Below are 16,577 nucleotides of genomic sequence, written 5' to 3' on the forward strand. Positions count from 1 at the left end.
GCCCCTCATGCCGCAAAGCGCACAAACCGCGAACGCGGCAGAGCGATCTGGTGCGTCCACGCCGCCAGCGTCCGGGCCACGACGGGCGCCTTGCTGAGAATCGCGCTGTCGTAGACCTTGCCTGGAAACCGCAGCGTGTCGACAATGCGATAACCCTGCGAACGATAAAAGGCAACCAGATGCGCAGCAGGATAAGGCGTATCGAGCGCGAGCTCCGCATAGCCGCGCGTTGCGGCCCAGTGCTCGGCGAAAGCCAGTAGCGACTTGCCGATGCCGCGGTTTTGCCACGAAGGATCGATCGCCAGTTGGCGAACCGAAGCGATGTCACGCTGTCGATAGTGCTCGCAGCGCGACTCCGCATCGCGCGAATACAGTGTCATCGTACCGATCAGCTTGCCGTTGCCCACGACAACAAAGCAGTCGCCAGCCTGTGCGCGGCGTTGCGTGAGCGCCGCGTCCTGATCCACGCACGTGCAGTTCAGCCCCATCATCCCGAGACGCGCGAAAGCGCGATGCAGCAGCACCGTGAGCTCCTCATAGGAGTCGTGCAATGGGTCAAAGCGTCTTAGCACGACATTGCCCACACCACGCCCAGTCTGCCGGTGCACCTTATGCCCGGACCGCGACAGATTTCGCTTCGACATGACCACTCCCTTGCATCGTCGTTTATTCAAGTCTAGGGACGGCCAAGATACGCAGCAAGAAAAAATGTCGTAAAGAATCGGGCGGCGCGGGCCCGCTCTACTTGACGCCCAGGAGCCGGTAACCCACCCCGGTCTCCGTCACAATGTGTTCGGGCTGAGCCGGATCGCTCTCCAGCTTGTGGCGCAAATGAGCCATATAGGTCCGCAGATATTGCGAGCTTTCCGCATGCGCGGGTCCCCAGACCTCCTGCAGAAGCTGACGATGCGTGAGCACACAGCCGGCGTGACGCACGAGTGCGATCAGCAGGCGATACTCGATGGGCGTCAGATGCACGACTTCACCGTTGACCTGCACTTGCCTCGCCGCCAGATCGACGGTGATCGAGCCGAAGGACACCGTCGCCAGGTCCGCTGCCACGGATCGGCCATGCCTGCGCAGCAGTGCCCGGATGCGCGCCATCAATTCAGCCATGCCGAAGGGTTTGGTCAGGTAATCGTCGGCGCCTGCATCGAGCGCCGCGATCTTGTCGTCCTCCCGCGTTCGGCCCGAGAGCACGATGATCGGAATAGCGGACCAGCCCCGCAGTTGCCGGATCACGTCCAGGCCGTCCATATCCGGCAAGCCGAGATCGACGATCACGAGATCGGGTCTGGCGGTGGCCGCCAGGGCGAGACCCTGCAGCCCCGTTTCCACGTCGAACACACGCATCGCCTCGCTCTCCAGCGAAGCGCGCACGTACCGGCGAATGGACCTGTCGTCCTCGATCACGACAACGCTGGCCATTGGCTCGCTCATGACAATACCGGCACGGGCCGCAACGAATGCCTCATGGTTCAGCCCCATCCGAGCGCGGTGAGCACCATGTCGATGAGCTTGATGAACGGAAATGGCAAAAGGATTCCGCCAAGGCCGTAGATCAGCAGGTTGCGGCGTAACAGCGACGCGGCGCCGAGCGCACGATAGCGCACGCCCTTGAGCGCGAGCGGAATTAGCGCGACGATGATCAGCGCGTTGAAGATCACCGCCGACAAAATAGCCGACGATGGCGACGAGAGGTGCATCACGTCGAGCACACGCAGGCTCGGATACGTCGAAGCGAATGCAGCCGGAATGATCGCAAAGTACTTCGCAACGTCGTTGGCAATCGAGAACGTCGTGAGCGAACCGCGTGTCATGAGCATCTGCTTGCCGATCTCGACGATCTCGATCAGCTTGGTCGGGTTCGAGTCGAGGTCGACCATATTGCCGGCTTCCTTGGCGGCCTGCGTGCCCGTGTTCATCGCCACCGCGACGTCGGCCTGGGCGAGCGCGGGCGCATCGTTGGTGCCATCGCCGGTCATCGCGACGAGACGCCCTTGCGCCTGGTGCGAGCGGATCATCGCGAGCTTGGCTTCCGGCGTCGCTTCGGCAAGGAAGTCGTCCACCCCGGCTTCGGCTGCAATCGCGGCAGCAGTCAGCCGGTTGTCGCCCGTGATCATCACGGTCTGGATGCCCATCTTGCGCAGCTCGGCAAAGCGCTCCTTGATGCCTCCCTTGACGATATCCTTCAGCTCGATCACGCCAAGCACGCGCGCAGGACCACTATCCACGCTGTCATGGCCGCCCGGCTTCTGCGCCACCACCAGCGGCGTGCTGCCGCGTCGCGCGATATCGGTTACCGCGTTGATGACTTCCGCCGGATAGTGGCCGCCGTGCGCCTCGACATAGTGCTTCACCGCATCGGAAGCACCCTTGCGAATTTCGCGGTTCGGCAAATCGACACCGCTCATGCGCGTTTGCGCCGTGAACGCGAGGAACGTGGCGTGCAGCGCGCTCATGTCACGCTCGCGGATATTGAAGCGCTGCTTGGCCAGCACGACGATACTGCGGCCTTCCGGTGTTTCATCGGCCAGCGATGCGAGCTGTGCCGCATCGGCAAGGTCGTGCTCCGAAACGTCCGGTGCGGGCACGAATGCCGACGCCTGCCGGTTGCCGAGCGTGATGGTGCCGGTCTTGTCGAGTAGCAGCACGTCGACATCGCCGGCCGCTTCGACCGCGCGGCCCGACGTGGCGATGACGTTCGCCTGCAACATCCGGCTCATGCCCGCGACGCCGATCGAAGACAGCAAGCCGCCGATCGTGGTCGGAATCAGGCATACGAGGAGCGCAACAAGAACCGTCACGGTCACGACATGTCCGGCCCTGGTTGCCTCGACAGCGAAGATCGAGAACGGCAGCAGCGTCGCCGTGGCGAACAGCAGCACGAGCGACAAGGCCACCAGCAAGATGGTCAGCGCGATCTCATTCGGGGTCTTCTGCCGCTTGGCGCCCTCGACCATCGCGATCATGCGGTCGAGGAAGGCCTCTCCCGGATTGACCGAAACCCGCACGACGATCCAGTCCGACAGCACGCGCGTGCCCCCTGTCACCGCGGAAAAATCACCACCGGATTCGCGGATCACCGGCGCTGATTCGCCCGTGATGGCGGACTCGTCAACGGACGCGACACCTTCGATCACGTCGCCGTCCGCCGGAATCGTGTCCCCCGTTTCGACCAGCACGACATCGCCCTTGCGCAGATCTTTCGAAGCCATGACCTCCACGGCCGCTTTCGGATGCGGTGCGCCGAGCCGCTTGGCCATCACGTTGTGCTTCGCACTCCGTAGCGATGCCGCCTGCGCTTTCGAGCGCCCCTCGGCCAGCGCTTCGGCAAAGTTGGCGAACAGCACGGTGAACCACAGCCACAGGGCAATCGCGAGGATGAAGCCGGCCGGCGCCTCGGCCTGGCCGGCAAGCGCGGCCACCCACAGAATCGTCGTCAGGAGGCTTCCCACGTACACGCAGAACATCACCGGATTGCGCAGTTGCGTGCGCGGCGCAAGCTTTCTGAACGAATCGACAATCGCGGGCTTCACGAGCACCGGATCGAACATCGAGCGTGCTGCCGTGCGTGTCTGGCCAAGGTTCCCGGGACGATGGACAGGTGGTTGAGCGGAAGTAGTCATGCTTTCCTCGTATTCAACGGCCGGCGACTAGCATCGTCATGCCGGCGCCCCAAACCTGCGGCGCAGCTCGAGATTGACCTGCAGCACGTTGACGAACGGATCGCCCACCAGCCCGTTGAGCGGCGCCTGCGTCGCATCGTGCAAGATCCCCTCGACCTCGGTGCGAACCTGCGCGGGATCGCGCTTCGTGTCCTTCGCCCACGCCGCCGCGACACGGTCCAGCTGGAACATCGCGTTCGCGAGCGTGATGTCGGGATCGAGACCCGAAGCCGACGTCGTCACGAGGTCACCCGGCACGTTTTGCAGCGCGACGTCGGGATGGTCCTGGCGCCACATGTCGAAAAACATCGACTGGATATCGCTGCCCGTGCTCACCGGTTCGATCGTGGTCACGTCCTTGCCGTTGCTGTCCTTGTGCGTGACCGCCGAAGGGAACTTGCCCGGATGCTCCGTCGAAAACGACGCGAAGAAAGGCACCGCGAGATCGGCTGCCTTGGGCTGCGGCATGCCGGGATTCGCTGCAATCCACTGCTTCACGTCGTTCGGGTGCTGCTTCACCCATGCGTCGACGTAGGCCGCATGTGTGGGATCGGCGTTCACCCACGCTTGCGCCAGGCTGTTATGTGCGTTGGCCCATTGCGCAACGATATGCGGCTGGCCGCCGAAGCGGTCCGCCTGGAACCAGGCTTCCACGTCGGGCGCGACGGGCTTGCCAGCGTTCGGTCCGCCAGCATATTGAGCGATCGGTCCGATCGCGCGCGCGACGCGGTCGCGCAACGCGTAGTTCGCGGCACCCAGCCCGGACGATCCCGACGACGTGGCGTCGTACGACACCGCAGACGGCCGCGGCTGGAAGTACTCGTCCTTCGTGAACGGCTGCGCGATCAGGAGCGAGCCAACGGGCTTGCCGTCGGGGCCCTTGACCACGCTGCCATTGGCCTGGAACGGAAAGGCGGTCTGGCCGATCACCCACAGGATGCCCGGGTAGATGCCGCACACGAGGACGACGGCAAGACCCAGCAGCCAGAGACTCTTTGAAATGTGGCGTAGCATGACTTTCCCCTTGGCGTCAGGCAACGAGGTGCAGCGCGGTCATCACGACGTCGATCAGCTTGATGCCCGCGAACGGCACGATCACGCCGCCCAGCCCCCAGATCAGCAGATTGCGGCGCAGCAGCGCGTCGGCGCCGAGCGCGCGATAGCGCACGCCTTTGAGCGCAACCGGAATCAGCAGCGGAATGATCAGTGCGTTGAAGATCACCGCGGACAAGATCGCGGACGTAGGCGAATGCAGATGCATCACGTCCATCGCGCCAAGCCACGGCAGCGTGCCCGCGAACAGCGCCGGCACGATGGCGAAGTACTTGGCCACGTCGTTGGCGATCGAGAACGTCGTCAACGCGCCGCGCGTCATCAGCAACTGCTTGCCGATCTCCACCACCTCGATCAGCTTGGTCGGGTCGCTGTCGAGGTCGACCATGTTGCCGGCCTCCTTCGCGGCCTGCGTGCCCGAGTTCATCGCGAGGCCCACGTCGGCCTGCGCGAGCGCGGGCGCGTCGTTGGTGCCGTCGCCCATCATCGCGACCAGCTTGCCCTCGGCCTGCTCAGCGCGCAGGTAGCCGAGCTTGGCCTCCGGCGTGGCCTCGGCAATGAAGTGATCCACGCCGGCGAGCCGCGCGATCGTGGCGGCGGTCAGCGCGTTGTCGCCCGTGACCATGACCGTGTAGAGCCCCATCGCGCGCAGCCGCTGGATACGGTCGCGGATGCCGGGCTTCAGGATGTCCTCGAGCAGCACGACGCCCGCGATCTCGTTGCCGTTGGCCACGGCGATCGGCGTCGCGCCCTGCGCGCCCGCATGCTTGAGGATGGCCTCGAGCCCGTATGGCACCTCGCCGCCGCGCTCGTGCACCCACGCGATCACCGCGTCGGGCGCGCCCTTGCGGATCGAGCGGCCGTCCGCGAGATCGACGCCGCTCATGCGCGTTTGCGCCGAGAACGGAATGACCCGGGTGTTCGTGTCCGTCATCGCACCGGGAATGCCGTGGCTCGCATGGCCGGCATACGGCGCGAGCGGGGAGCCGCCGGCAGCGGCAATGCTCTTGCCTTCGGGCGTGATGTCGCCGAACGACGCCATCGCGGCGAGACGCTTGAGCTCGTTTTCGTCCGCGGTGCCCACCGGCATGAACGCCGTGGCGCGGCGGTTGCCCATGGTGATCGTGCCGGTCTTGTCGAGCACGACGGTGTCGATGTCGCCCGCCACTTCCACGGCCTTGCCGCTCTTGGCGATGATGTTCGCACGCAGCGCGCGGTCCATGCCCGCAATGCCGATCGCCGCGAGCAGCGCGCCTATCGTGGTCGGGATCAGGCACACGAGCAGCGCCACGAGCGTGGGCACGTCGGTGCCCAGGCTGTGCAGCGGCTCGGAAAGGCCCAGGTAGCTCGTCATGTACTGCTCGGCGTTGAACGCCATCGGCCACAGCGGCACGACCACGATCAGGAAGATCAGCGTGAACGCGGAGAGCACGAGCGTCAGCGCGATCTCGTTGGGCGTGCGCTGGCGCACCGCGCCCTCGACGAGCGCGATCATGCGGTCGAGAAAGGTCTCGCCGGGATCGGCCGAGATGCGCACCGTGATCTCGTCGGAGAGCACCGTAGTGCCGCCCGTGACGCCGGAGCGGTCGCCGCCCGCGTCGCGAATGACCGGCGCGGACTCGCCGGTGATCGCCGATTCGTCGACCGAGGCCGTGCCTTCGATCACCTCGCCATCGCCCGGGATGACTTCGCCGGAGCGCACGATCACGAGATCGCCGCGATGCAAACTCACGGACGGCACGGTCTCGACGGTCCCGTCGCGGCGCACGCGGCTCGCGGACGTATCGCGCCGCGCGCGCTTGAGCGTGTCGGCCTGCGCCTTGCCGCGCTCTTCCGCGATCGCGGTCGCGAAGTTCGCGAACACCACGGTCAGGAACAGCCAGGCGTCGAGCGCAATGAAATACGTGAGCGGCGCGGCACTATGGGCAATGCCGAAGGCGATCTCGAGGATGAACACGAAGGTCAGCACGGCGCCGATTTCGACGACGAACATCACCGGGTTCTTCCACTGGATATCCGGCCGCAACGAGATAATCGACTGCCTTAGCGCAAGACGCACCAGTTCGCGGTCGAACAGCTGATCACGATGCCCGTGGTGCGGCGGCTGAGGACCGCTCGAAACCGGTTTTACCGCATCGGGAACGGCATGAGTGGAGTTCATGATTCGCCATCCTGAATACGTTGTCTACAAGGGAAACGGTTTTTTCCTGCTTCGTCATCCGCCGAACGGCAGCGGTCCCAAATGGTCCGCCAGCGGCCCGAGCGCGGCGACCGGCAGGAACAGCAGCGCCCCCACGATCATGATGGTCCCGAGCAGCAGGAAGCCGAACGTGGCCGTGTTGTCGCGCATCGTGCCGAGCGTGACGGGCGCCATCTTCTTGCGGCCGAGGAACGCGGCCATGGCGATCGGCGCCACGATCGGCAGATAGCGCGAGAACAGCATCACGAGGCCCGTCGCGGTATCCCACTGCACGGCCGTGGGCGCGGGGTTCGGATTCGCGTTCAGGCCGTAGGTGGTCGAGAGTCCGTCGAACGCCGAGCCGCTATTGGCGGACGCAGACGAGAACTGATAGACGATCTCGCTGAAGCCATGCGCGCCCGGATTCGCCTCGGCCTTCGTGCCCCAGTCGGTGGCGGAAAACAGGCCCGTCGGCCCCAGAATCAGGATCGGGTGCACGAGCAGCGCGATCATCGCCAGCTTCATCTCGCGCGCCCCCACCTTGCGGCCCAGATACTCGGGCGTGCGCCCGACCATCTGGCCGGCGAGGAACACGCCGACGATCAGGAACAGCAGCAGGTTGATCATGCCGACGCCCTTGCCGCCGAAGACGCAGTTCAGCCACATGCCGATCATTGGCGAGAGCCCCGCGATCGGGTTCAGGCTGTCGTGCTCGGCGTTGACGGCGCCGCAGGTCACGTCGGTGGTGATCGCGGCGAAGGTGGCGCCGGCCGAGGTGCCGAAGCGCAGCTCCTTGCCTTCCAGATTGCCCAGATGCTGATCGACCGGCAGCGCCGCCACGGCAGGGCTCGTCACGTCATGGTGCGTGCCCGCGAGCGCATAGGTGCGCGCCGGATGCGCGGTGAACGCGGGATTGGGCTGCAGGGTGTCCCAGTACACGGCCCAGACGATAAGCCCGATCATCATCGAGAGCATCACGCTGTAGATCACCACGGCGTGCCGCATGCGCCCGAGCATGCGCCCGTACATCAGCACGAGCGAGAACGGGAAGATCATCATGGCGAGCGTCGTGACGATATTCGAGAGCGCCGTGGGGTTCTCATAGGGCTGCGCGCTGTTCATGCCGTAGAAGCCGCCACCGTTGGTGCCGAGCATCTTGATCGGAATGACGGCGGCAACCGGGCCGACGATCAGCGTCTGCGGCTTCGCCTGGCCATGGTCGTCGGTGCCCATCGCGGCGGGCTCGAGCGTCGTCACCTGCACGTCGCTCGCGTAGGTCATCGGCATGCCTTCGTGAATGAAGATCGTGCCCACCACGAGCGCGACCGGCACGAACATGTAAACGACCACGCGCCACATGTCGACGAAGAAGTTGCCGATCAACGGCTGGCCGCGCAGCGCACGGATGATCGCGCTCAGCGCGCACACGCCCACCGCCGCCGAAAGAAACATGTTCGGCAGGATGAAGAAGATCTGGCTGAAGTTGGAGAAGTGCTGGTCGCCCGAGTAGTGCTGCAGGTTCGTGTTGGTCATGAACGAGATGACCGTATTGAAGATCGTCGAAGGCGCCAGCATGCCGCGGCCGAGCGGATTGAGCGGCATGAGCGGCTGCAGCGAGAGCACCACGAAGCCGAAAATGAACAGCGCCACGTTGAAGACGAGCAGCGCGACGGTGTACTGCTTCCAGTCCTGCTCGCCGCTGTCGAGCCGCGCTTCGAACCAGCGCAGCAGGCGCGGCGCATGCAAATGGCCATCCATGATCCCGGCCATGTAACGGCTGAGCGGAATCGATATCGCAATCGCGATGACGAGAATGATGATCGGCAAGGTCCACATGGACAGCCCCTTTCAAGCCGGAAAAGGCAATCGATTGAGAATGAGCGCAGTAGCAGCGTTCGCGCGCGAGGCGCGTCAGAACCATTCGGGGCGGATGAGCGCCACGAACAGATACACGAAGGTCAGTGCGGATATCGCAGCGGCAAGCCAGGCCATGGCGTTCTCCCTAGATACGCTCGCAGGCATCGACAAACAGCAGGCACAGGACGAGGCTCACCAGCCCAAGCCCGAACAAGAGCGGCATCCAGACGACGAGGTTCATTGCGCCTCCCCAATAAGCATGTTTCGGCAAAACGTTGCCGCTGCGCCCGAGCGCGCAGTGTGCCCCCCGTGTTCTGCGGGGTGCTTAAGGTATAGGAGGCCCCGGATAAAAATTCCGTAAATCCGGAAAGGGTTTGTGCATAGACGGGATATACGACGCGACCTTGACCACATTTTTATACGGGAGCACGGGTTCTTTGCATTGAATTGATATTGCACGACGTGAAATAGAGGGGCACGTTGGCGCTTGGGCATTGCGCAGGAGTGGAAATGGTTGCTGGCAGCAGTTTTCAGATCGCCCTTTTTCTTGCTGTATTGATTGCGCTGGTGAAACCGCTGGGCCTTTACATGGCGCGCGCGATCGACGGCAATGCGCCGTTGCTCGGCTTCGTGGGGCGGCCGTTCGAACGTGTGCTCTATCGCGTCGCGGGCATCGACGCGGGCGCCGAAATGAGCTGGTCGACCTATGCAGTCGCGCTCATTCTGTTCAACGCCGCCGGCACCCTGTTCCTGTACGCGCTGCAACGCGTGCAGGGCTGGCTACCCCTCAATCCGCAGGCGCTCCCCGCCGTTAGTCCGGACTCCGCATGGAACACGGCCGTGAGCTTCGTCACCAACACGAGCTGGCAGGGCTACGCGGGTGAGACGACGCTCAGCTATCTCACGCAAATGCTCGGCATCACGGTGCAGAGCTTCCTCTCGGCGGCCAGCGGCATGGCCGTGATGTTCGCGTTGATGCGCGCGCTGGCAAGACGCGACGCGCAGACGGTCGGCAACCTGTGGGTCGATCTCACCCGTTCGACGCTCTATGTGCTGCTGCCGCTTTCCGTGCTGTTCGCCGCGGCGTTCATGAGCCAGGGCGTGATACAGAGCTTCGCCGCCAACCCATCCGCTCATACGCTGCAGCTCGCCACATGGCAGCAGCCGAAGCTCGATGCGCAGGGCCAGCCGGTCCGCGATGCGGCCGGGAATGCCGTTGTGCAGACCATGACGTCGCAACGCCAGGACCTGCCGATGGGCCCGGTGGCGTCGCAAGAATCGATCAAGCTGCTGAGCGGCGACGGAGGCGGCTTCTTCAACGCGAACTCCGCCCATCCGTTCGAAAACCCGACTCCACTGTCGAACTTCCTGCAGATGCTCGCGATCCTGCTGATCCCCGCGGCCCTCTGCTACACGTTCGGCGTGATCGTTGGCGACCGGCGCCAGGGCTGGGCGCTGCTCGCGGCCATGGCCGTGATGTTCGCAGCGGCCGCCGCCTTCACGATCCACGCCGAGCAATCGGCCACGCCGGCACTCACCCATGCCGCAGGCGCGCTGAACGGACCGGCGCTCGCGGGCGGCAATATGGAAGGGAAAGAGACGCGTTTTGGCGTGGTATCGTCGGCGCTCTATGCGGTCGTCACGACCAGCGGCGGCGATGGAGCCGTCAATGCAATGCACGACTCGTTCTCGCCACTGGGCGGGCTCGTGCCGATGGTCCTGATGCAAACGGGTGAAGTCGTCTTCGGCGGGCCCGGCTCGGGGCTCTTCAGCATGGTGATCTACGCGATGCTCGCGGTGTTCGTCGCCGGGCTGATGATAGGCCGCGCGCCCGAGTATCTCGGCAAGAAGATCGACGCCTACGAGATGAAAATGGTGGCCATCGTGATTCTCGCCACGCCCATGCTCGTGCTGGTCGGCACGGCCATTTCCGTGCTCGTGCCGGCCGGCGTTGCGGGCATTGCGAACCCCGGCGCGCACGGCTTCAGCGAGATCCTTTACGCGTTTTCGTCGGCGGCAAACAACAACGGCAGCGCGTTCGCCGGGCTTTCCGCGAATACGCCGTACTACAACTGGATGCTTGCCATCGCGATGTGGTTCGGCCGGTTTGCCGTCATCGTGCCTGTCCTCGCGATTGCCGGCTCGCTCGCCTCGAAGCGCAAGCGCGCGGCAGGCACGGGCACGCTGCCCACGCATGGTCCGCTGTTCGTCAGTTTGCTGATCGGCACGGTTGTGCTGATCGCCTCCATCACCTATCTGCCTGCGCTCGCGCTCGGCCCGATCGTCGAACAACTCGGGGCGTGGCTGGGCCACTGAGCGTAGCGCTCGATGAGAAAAACAAGTCGCTCCAGAAGAAAAACGCATGGCGACGACCTAGACTTGTAGGTACCGAGTCGCCTCGATCTCCACTGCTTTGGCATCGTGATTCGGTCTGCACAACCAGGCTTTCTCGATGGATTCAGCGCTTGCAGGAGAACTTCCATGAAGACCCTGATGATATTGGTATGCGCATTGCTCAGCGCCCATGCGTATGCGGAATGCGCGACGAACGCCCGTGGCGAGACGGTCTGCGGCAACGGTCAGACCGCTGGGGGCTATAACCGCAATACCGGCACGGCGTGGACATCCCAGGTGAACCAGAATGGCGTGCGCACGACCCAGACGAACCGGGGCGGCGAAGCCAAAACGATGAATGGCAAGGGCGTGGTCAAGGGGCCCGGCGGCACCACGTGTTATCGAAGCGCCAACAGTCACGGCTGCAATTGAGGGCACTTCTCGCTACCCCGCTGCCTCTCGATCAACACGTGTGAAGCCGGCACGGAAGACTGCAACGACACCCCAGAGCCGCGCCTGCGCAGGTCACCGCGGCAAGTCCGCCTGAATGGCCGCCGCGATATCGCGGCTCACCGAAGCCAGCGCCCGATCGTGCGCGGCCACGAGCGCGTCATAGCCCTGCCCTTGCACCTGCTCATGCGCGGAGGTGTGCCCGAGGATCGGCTTCGTGTCCTTCGGCGGCCAGATCGTCCACTGCGCGTCGACGCTCGCCGCCTCCCCCACCACCGAATCGAAGCGCATCACGTCGACGCGCACGCGCCACACTGGCGGCCCGCTGGAGTCGGCACCAAAGATGCTCACGTGCTCGGACCCGAGCAGCGCCGCGAGGTCGCCCGCGATTGTGCGCTGGATGCCGCTTTTCAGCGGGTCGGCCCAGCGCTGAAATTCATTGGGCGACACCTGGTTGCCGGCGAGCGTCACCACGATCTGCGGGCGGTCGACCAGCTCCGGAATGGTCACAGGGTTCACCACGACATACAGCGGCGCGGCGGGGCCCAGGGCCGTGAGCGTGGCGTCGGGCTTCAGGCGATAGAAGCTGGAGGTCGGCGAACTACTGCAGCCGCCGGCCAGGCCGGCGATCAGCACGACAGCGGGGAACAGGAAGGTGCGCTTCACGGCTGGGTCTCCTGCGGCTTTCCGCGAATCAACGCTTCCGGATGCCGCTCCAGATAATCAGCAAGGGTGCGGAAGGACGCGGCCGTGCGCGCCAGCTCCTGCATCGCGTCCGCGGTGTTCTGCTGCAGCGCCGAGTTCGGCTGCAACGCGTTGGTGGCGGCGCCGAGCGCCGCGTGCGCCGCCACCAGCGTGCCCTGCGCCTCCGGGACGATCTCGGTATCGAGATGGTTGAGCAGCGCGTTGGCGCTCGCGAGTGTCTGCTGCGTGTTCTTACCGATCGACTCGAACGGGATCTTGTTCAGCTTCGCCACGAGTTGCGCGACATCGTCCTGCAACCGTTGCAGGTTGCCGGGGATCGTGGGCAGCGCTGGAGGCGACGAGTCCCAGTCGACCATGGCCTTCGGCGCGTCGGGGAAGAAGTCGACGGCCAGGTACAGTTGCCCGGTCAGCAGGTTGCCGGTTCTCAGCTGCACGCGCAGTCCCTTCTCGACGAGGCTGTCTGCAAGTGCGTGAGGCTGGTCGGTCAAACGGCCGTTCGGGTTGGTCGCCGCACGGTTCCGGTAGCGGGACGTGAAGAGTGCCGGATAGAGATTGAATTCCACCGGAATGCTGAATTTTTCCAGCTTCGGATCGAAGCGCGTATAGATTGCCGTCACTTCTCCAATCACGATGCCGCGGAAATCGACGGGTGCGCCCACCGTCAGGCCTCGCACCGATTCATTGAAGTTGGCCACATACTTCACGACGATGCGGTGATGCGCCTTCATCGCCTCGGTCCGGTCCGGGAACAGCGTGAAGGTCGAGCCGCTCGTGGCAACGGTCTTGTCGAGTGGGTCCGGCGGCGCTTCGAAGGCCACGCCGCCGATCATGATCGACACCAGCGACTGCGTGTTGACCTGAATGCCATTGGAGCCGACCGTCACGTCGACGCCGCTCGCGTGCCAGAAGCGCGTGTCCGCCAGCACGAACTTGTCGTACGGCGCGTTGATGAACACGCGCAGCGTCACGCCGCCGCCATCGGGATCGAGCTTGTAGCCCGAGACCTGCCCGACCTGCAGACGGCGGAAGTACACCGGCGAGCCGATGTCGAGCGAGCCCATGTCCGCGCTCTTCAGGACGAATTCGCGGCCGGGCACGTCGCTCGCGATCACGGGCGGCACTTCGAGGCCGACGAAGTCGCGCCGCTCGGCCTTGGCGTTGCCGACGTCCATGCCGAGGTACGAGCCGGACAGCAGCGTGCCGATCCCCGACACCGTGCCGCCTGAAATGCGCGGACGCACGACCCAGAAGCGCGTGTTGTCGACCAGCATGTCGGTCGCGTCCTTGTTGATGTCGGCGGTCGCCACCACGCGCATGTGGTCGGGCGTGAGCGTCACCGACTTGACGATGCCGATATCGACGTTCTTGAACTTGATCTTGGTCTTGCCCGCCTCGAGCCCTTCGGCCGTCGTAAAGCTGATGGTGATCGTCGGCCCCTTTTCGATGACCGCCTTGAGCGCGAGCGAGCCGCCGATCAACACTGCCAGGATCGGCACGAACCAGATGAGCTGCAGGCGCCAGCGCGAGCGCGGCACCGCCTCGGCGTCGGGGAAATCAGGCTTGGGGTCCTGTGCTGGCATGATCTTGCTCCGCTTCGTCCCACATCAGACGTGGGTCAAACTCCATCGCCGCGAACATCGTGAGCACCACCACCGCCCCAAACGCGATCGCCGCGTTGCCGGCCTGGATCGTTGCGAGCGCCTGAAACTGCACCAGCGCGACGAGCATCGTGATCACGTAGATGTCGAGCATCGACCAGCGCCCGACGAACTCGACGATCCGGTAGATGCGCGTGCGCTCGACCGGGTACCACCGCGAGTGCAGCTGCGTCGAAAGCGCGAGGTAGCAGAGCGCGAGAATCTTCAGCATCGGCACCGCGATGCTCGCGACGAACACGACGATCGCGAGCGGCCATGAGCCCGAGGTCCAGAGGTAGACGACGCCGGAGAGGATCGTGTCGTTCTCGGCGCCGAACAGCGAGCTCGTGTACATCACCGGCAGCATGTTCGCCGGGATGTACATCACCATCGCGGCGATCAGCAGGGCCCAGGTGCGCGACAGGCTCGCGGGCTTGCGCAGGTGCAGCGTCGCGCCACAGCGCGGGCAATGGTGCCCATGCTGCCGCGCGCTCGCGAGCAGTCCGCAGTCGTGGCACAGCGCGAGACCGCATTGCGCGGCGGTAATCGTGCCTGGCGGCAACGGCTCGTCGAGCGTGGGCGGCCCGCCCTTGTGCTCCACCGCGGCCACGCGCAACCACAGGATGTGCGTATCGAAGGCGGCCGCGGCCGCGGCGAGGACCAGCATCAGCGCGCCGAACGACCAGAGCGCCGGGCCGACCACCACGCCCGCGATCTTCGAGAGCTTCACGAGCGCGACCAGCAAACCGAGGATCAGGACTTCGGTCATCCCCCACGGCTGGCACAGATGGCACAAGCGGAACACCCATGGCCCACCCCATGGCGCGCGCTCGTACTTCAACGGCAGCAGGATCCACAACATGCCCGTGGTCTGCAGGATCGGCATGAGCACCGTGGTCGCGAACACGAGGCTGGCGAGCGGCCACTTGCCGTCCCGATACAGCACCCGCACCGCGCCCATCAGCGTCGTCTCGACGACCGTGCCATTGACCGAGAGTCCCACGATCGGATACACGTTCGAGATGACGAACAGCACGACCGCGGCAAGCGAGAGCGCGAGCGCACGCTCGAGGCTGTCAGGAAGGTTGCGGTAGAACTCGGCGTGGCAGCGGCGGCAGCGCAGCACCCCACCCTCCGGCACGGGCACTTCACGCTGCAGGAGGTCGCATTCGTGGCATGCAATGAGCTTGCCGGCTGTCATTGCGGCACCTGCGCGGCGGGTTGTGACGCGGCCGGTTGCGCAGCCTGCGCCTGTCCGGGCGCCGGCGCGGGCACGCTCATGCGCTCCGCCTCGACGACCCAGCCGCCGCCCATCGCCATGTAGAGGCTGACGAGGGTCGTGAGCGTCGCGGCCTGCGTCTGCGTGAATTGAAGCTCCGCGCTGAACAGATTGCGCTCGGCGTCGAGCACCTCCAGGTAGCTCGTGTAGCCTCCCTCGTAACGCAGCCGCGCGAGCCGCAGATAGGTGCGCAGCGAGTCCACCTGGCGGCTCTGGATCGCCACTTGCTCGCGCGACTTCTGCACCGCGATCAGCGCGTCGTCGACCTGCTGGAACGCCACCTGGATCGCGTTTTCATACGCGAACAGCGCCTCTTGCTGGCGCGCGTCGGCCTGCTTGTTCTGGCCGTAGATGTTGCCGCCCGTGAAGATCGGCAACGTTGCCGAGCCGGCAAACGACCATACCCGCGCGGGTCCGGTGAAGAGGTTCGAGAACTGCGTGCTGACCGAGCCAAACAGCCCCGTGAGCGAGATCTGCGGGAAATACAAGGCCCGCGCCGCGCCGATCAGCGCGTTTTGCGCGACCAGGTTCTGCTCGGCCTGCAACAGGTCGGGCCGGCGATCGAGCAGGTCCGACGGCATGCCCGCGGGCACGTCGGGCGTAGCGAGATCCGCGAGCGCGCGGCCGCGCAGGATCGGCTTCGGATTGCTGCCGAGCAGCACCGATAGCGCATCTTCCTGCTGTCCGATCTGCTGCTCGAGTTGCGGGATGGTCGCCGCCGTGGCCTCATAGTCGGACTCGCTCTGTGCCAGCTCCATCTCCGAGGTCTGGCCGAACTGCCGGCGCAGCGTGAACACGTGCACGGAATCGGCGCGGCTCGCCAGCGTGCTCTGGGCAATCTCGAGTTGCGCGTCGAGGCTGCGCAGCGTGATATACGACGTCGCGACCGACGAGACGAGCGTGAGGATCGTCGCGCGCCGGCTCTGCTCGGCCGCGTTCACATTGGCACGCGCCGCCTCCGTCTCGCGCCGCACCTGGCCGAACAGATCGATATTCCAGAAGGCCGAGACGCTCGGCTGGAACTCGTTGAACACCGGCGAGACGCCGGCCGGTATCGGCGTCGGCCCATCCTGCGAGGCGCGCTGGCGCGACGCGCCGAAGCCGACGCTCGCCTGCGGGAACAACGCCGAACGCGTGCTCACGAACTGGCCCAGGAACTCGTCCACGCGCGCGGCCGCCTGCTTCACGTTGAGGTTGTTCGCGAGCGCGGTCTTCACGAGGTCGTTGAGCACCGGGTCCTGGAACTGCTCCCACCAGGGGGTGTTGGCGACATCCGCCGCGTTCGCGTACGGGAAGCGGTAGGTGTCGGGCACGGCCACCTTTGGCCGCTCGTAGTTGGGGCCGAGCAGGCAACCGTGCAGCAACCCTAAGACGAGGAGCGGCGCAGCAAGGCGCGCGAAGGCGGCGGGACGCAT

Annotated in this window: 13 protein-coding genes; 2 read left to right on the top strand and 11 right to left on the bottom strand. The window is 65.1% G+C overall.

Going from position 1 to position 16,577, the window contains the following annotated elements; all coding sequences use genetic code 11:
- Positions 1–5: 5 nt before the first annotated feature.
- From E1956_RS31790 to kdpF, 7 genes are all read right to left on the bottom strand, one after another.
- Positions 6–644 carry a GNAT family N-acetyltransferase gene (locus E1956_RS31790; protein ID WP_134756701.1) on the bottom strand — a complete coding sequence of 213 codons (639 nt, stop codon included), beginning with the start codon at positions 642–644 and terminating at the stop codon, positions 6–8.
- Between the two features lie 97 nt (positions 645–741).
- Positions 742–1,440 (bottom strand): response regulator, encoded by a 699-nt coding sequence (locus E1956_RS31795; RefSeq protein WP_134757918.1) that lies wholly within the window; start codon positions 1,438–1,440, stop codon positions 742–744.
- Positions 1,441–1,478: 38 nt separating this feature from the next.
- Positions 1,479–3,629, bottom strand: a complete 2,151-nt coding sequence (gene kdpB / locus E1956_RS31800; RefSeq protein WP_134756703.1) for a potassium-transporting ATPase subunit KdpB — start codon at positions 3,627–3,629, stop codon at positions 1,479–1,481.
- Positions 3,630–3,665: 36 nt separating this feature from the next.
- Positions 3,666–4,682 (bottom strand): potassium-transporting ATPase subunit C, encoded by a 1,017-nt coding sequence (locus E1956_RS31805; RefSeq protein ID WP_134756705.1) that lies wholly within the window; start codon positions 4,680–4,682, stop codon positions 3,666–3,668.
- 16 nt (positions 4,683–4,698) lie between these two features.
- Positions 4,699–6,882, bottom strand: a complete 2,184-nt coding sequence (gene kdpB, locus E1956_RS31810; RefSeq protein WP_134756707.1) for a potassium-transporting ATPase subunit KdpB — start codon at positions 6,880–6,882, stop codon at positions 4,699–4,701.
- Positions 6,883–6,936: 54 nt separating this feature from the next.
- Complete coding sequence (gene kdpA, locus E1956_RS31815) at positions 6,937–8,736, bottom strand: potassium-transporting ATPase subunit KdpA (RefSeq protein ID WP_134756709.1); 1,800 nt, start codon at positions 8,734–8,736, stop codon at positions 6,937–6,939.
- A 75-nt stretch (positions 8,737–8,811) separates the two neighbouring features.
- Positions 8,812–8,922, bottom strand: a complete 111-nt coding sequence (gene kdpF, locus E1956_RS47755; protein ID WP_134756711.1) for a K(+)-transporting ATPase subunit F — start codon at positions 8,920–8,922, stop codon at positions 8,812–8,814.
- 345 nt (positions 8,923–9,267) lie between these two features.
- Here kdpF and kdpA (E1956_RS31825) point away from each other — a divergent pair, with 345 nt between their 5' ends.
- Both kdpA (E1956_RS31825) and E1956_RS31830 read left to right on the top strand, forming a co-directional pair.
- A complete protein-coding gene (gene kdpA / locus E1956_RS31825) occupies positions 9,268–11,073 on the top strand; it encodes a potassium-transporting ATPase subunit KdpA (RefSeq protein WP_134756713.1) in 1,806 nt (601 codons plus the stop codon).
- A 165-nt stretch (positions 11,074–11,238) separates the two neighbouring features.
- Complete coding sequence (locus E1956_RS31830) at positions 11,239–11,523, top strand: hypothetical protein (protein ID WP_134756715.1); 285 nt, start codon at positions 11,239–11,241, stop codon at positions 11,521–11,523.
- A 93-nt stretch (positions 11,524–11,616) separates the two neighbouring features.
- Here E1956_RS31830 and E1956_RS31835 read toward each other — a convergent pair whose 3' ends face one another.
- Genes E1956_RS31835 through E1956_RS31850 form a run of 4 tightly spaced genes read right to left on the bottom strand, consistent with a single transcriptional unit; the run spans position 11,617 to position 16,577 of the window.
- A complete protein-coding gene (locus E1956_RS31835) occupies positions 11,617–12,207 on the bottom strand; it encodes a PqiC family protein (protein WP_134756717.1) in 591 nt (196 codons plus the stop codon).
- Positions 12,204–13,826 (bottom strand): PqiB family protein, encoded by a 1,623-nt coding sequence (locus E1956_RS31840; protein ID WP_134756719.1) that lies wholly within the window; start codon positions 13,824–13,826, stop codon positions 12,204–12,206. The genes E1956_RS31835 and E1956_RS31840 overlap by 4 nt, the downstream gene beginning before the upstream one ends.
- Positions 13,801–15,084: a paraquat-inducible protein A gene (locus E1956_RS31845; protein WP_134756721.1), complete on the bottom strand. Its 1,284-nt coding sequence runs from the start codon at positions 15,082–15,084 to the stop codon at positions 13,801–13,803. The genes E1956_RS31840 and E1956_RS31845 overlap by 26 nt, the downstream gene beginning before the upstream one ends.
- On the bottom strand, positions 15,081–16,577 hold the full coding sequence (locus E1956_RS31850; RefSeq protein WP_134756723.1) for an efflux transporter outer membrane subunit: 1,497 nt from the start codon (positions 16,575–16,577) through the stop codon (positions 15,081–15,083). The genes E1956_RS31845 and E1956_RS31850 overlap by 4 nt, the downstream gene beginning before the upstream one ends.

Origin of the sequence: Paraburkholderia pallida (genome assembly GCF_004524855.1) — a bacterium.
In the GTDB taxonomy this organism is placed as follows: Bacteria; Pseudomonadota; Gammaproteobacteria; order Burkholderiales; family Burkholderiaceae; genus Paraburkholderia; species Paraburkholderia oxyphila.

What these genes read in the sequence shown, in the direction of transcription:
- E1956_RS31790 (WP_134756701.1), bottom strand. Translation starts at nt 644, where the DNA reads ATGTCGAAGCGAAATCTGTCGCGGTCCGGGCATAAGGTGCACCGGCAG.
- E1956_RS31830 (WP_134756715.1), top strand. Translation starts at nt 11,239, where the DNA reads ATGAAGACCCTGATGATATTGGTATGCGCATTGCTCAGCGCCCATGCG.
- E1956_RS31795 (WP_134757918.1), bottom strand. Translation starts at nt 1,440, where the DNA reads ATGAGCGAGCCAATGGCCAGCGTTGTCGTGATCGAGGACGACAGGTCC.
- E1956_RS31840 (WP_134756719.1), bottom strand. Translation starts at nt 13,826, where the DNA reads ATGCCAGCACAGGACCCCAAGCCTGATTTCCCCGACGCCGAGGCGGTG.
- E1956_RS31845 (WP_134756721.1), bottom strand. Translation starts at nt 15,084, where the DNA reads ATGACAGCCGGCAAGCTCATTGCATGCCACGAATGCGACCTCCTGCAG.
- kdpF (WP_134756711.1), bottom strand. Translation starts at nt 8,922, where the DNA reads ATGCCTGCGAGCGTATCTAGGGAGAACGCCATGGCCTGGCTTGCCGCT.
- kdpA (WP_134756713.1), top strand. Translation starts at nt 9,268, where the DNA reads ATGGTTGCTGGCAGCAGTTTTCAGATCGCCCTTTTTCTTGCTGTATTG.
- E1956_RS31805 (WP_134756705.1), bottom strand. Translation starts at nt 4,682, where the DNA reads ATGCTACGCCACATTTCAAAGAGTCTCTGGCTGCTGGGTCTTGCCGTC.
- kdpB (WP_134756707.1), bottom strand. Translation starts at nt 6,882, where the DNA reads ATGAACTCCACTCATGCCGTTCCCGATGCGGTAAAACCGGTTTCGAGC.
- kdpB (WP_134756703.1), bottom strand. Translation starts at nt 3,629, where the DNA reads ATGACTACTTCCGCTCAACCACCTGTCCATCGTCCCGGGAACCTTGGC.
- kdpA (WP_134756709.1), bottom strand. Translation starts at nt 8,736, where the DNA reads ATGTGGACCTTGCCGATCATCATTCTCGTCATCGCGATTGCGATATCG.
- E1956_RS31850 (WP_134756723.1), bottom strand. Translation starts at nt 16,577, where the DNA reads ATGCGTCCCGCCGCCTTCGCGCGCCTTGCTGCGCCGCTCCTCGTCTTA.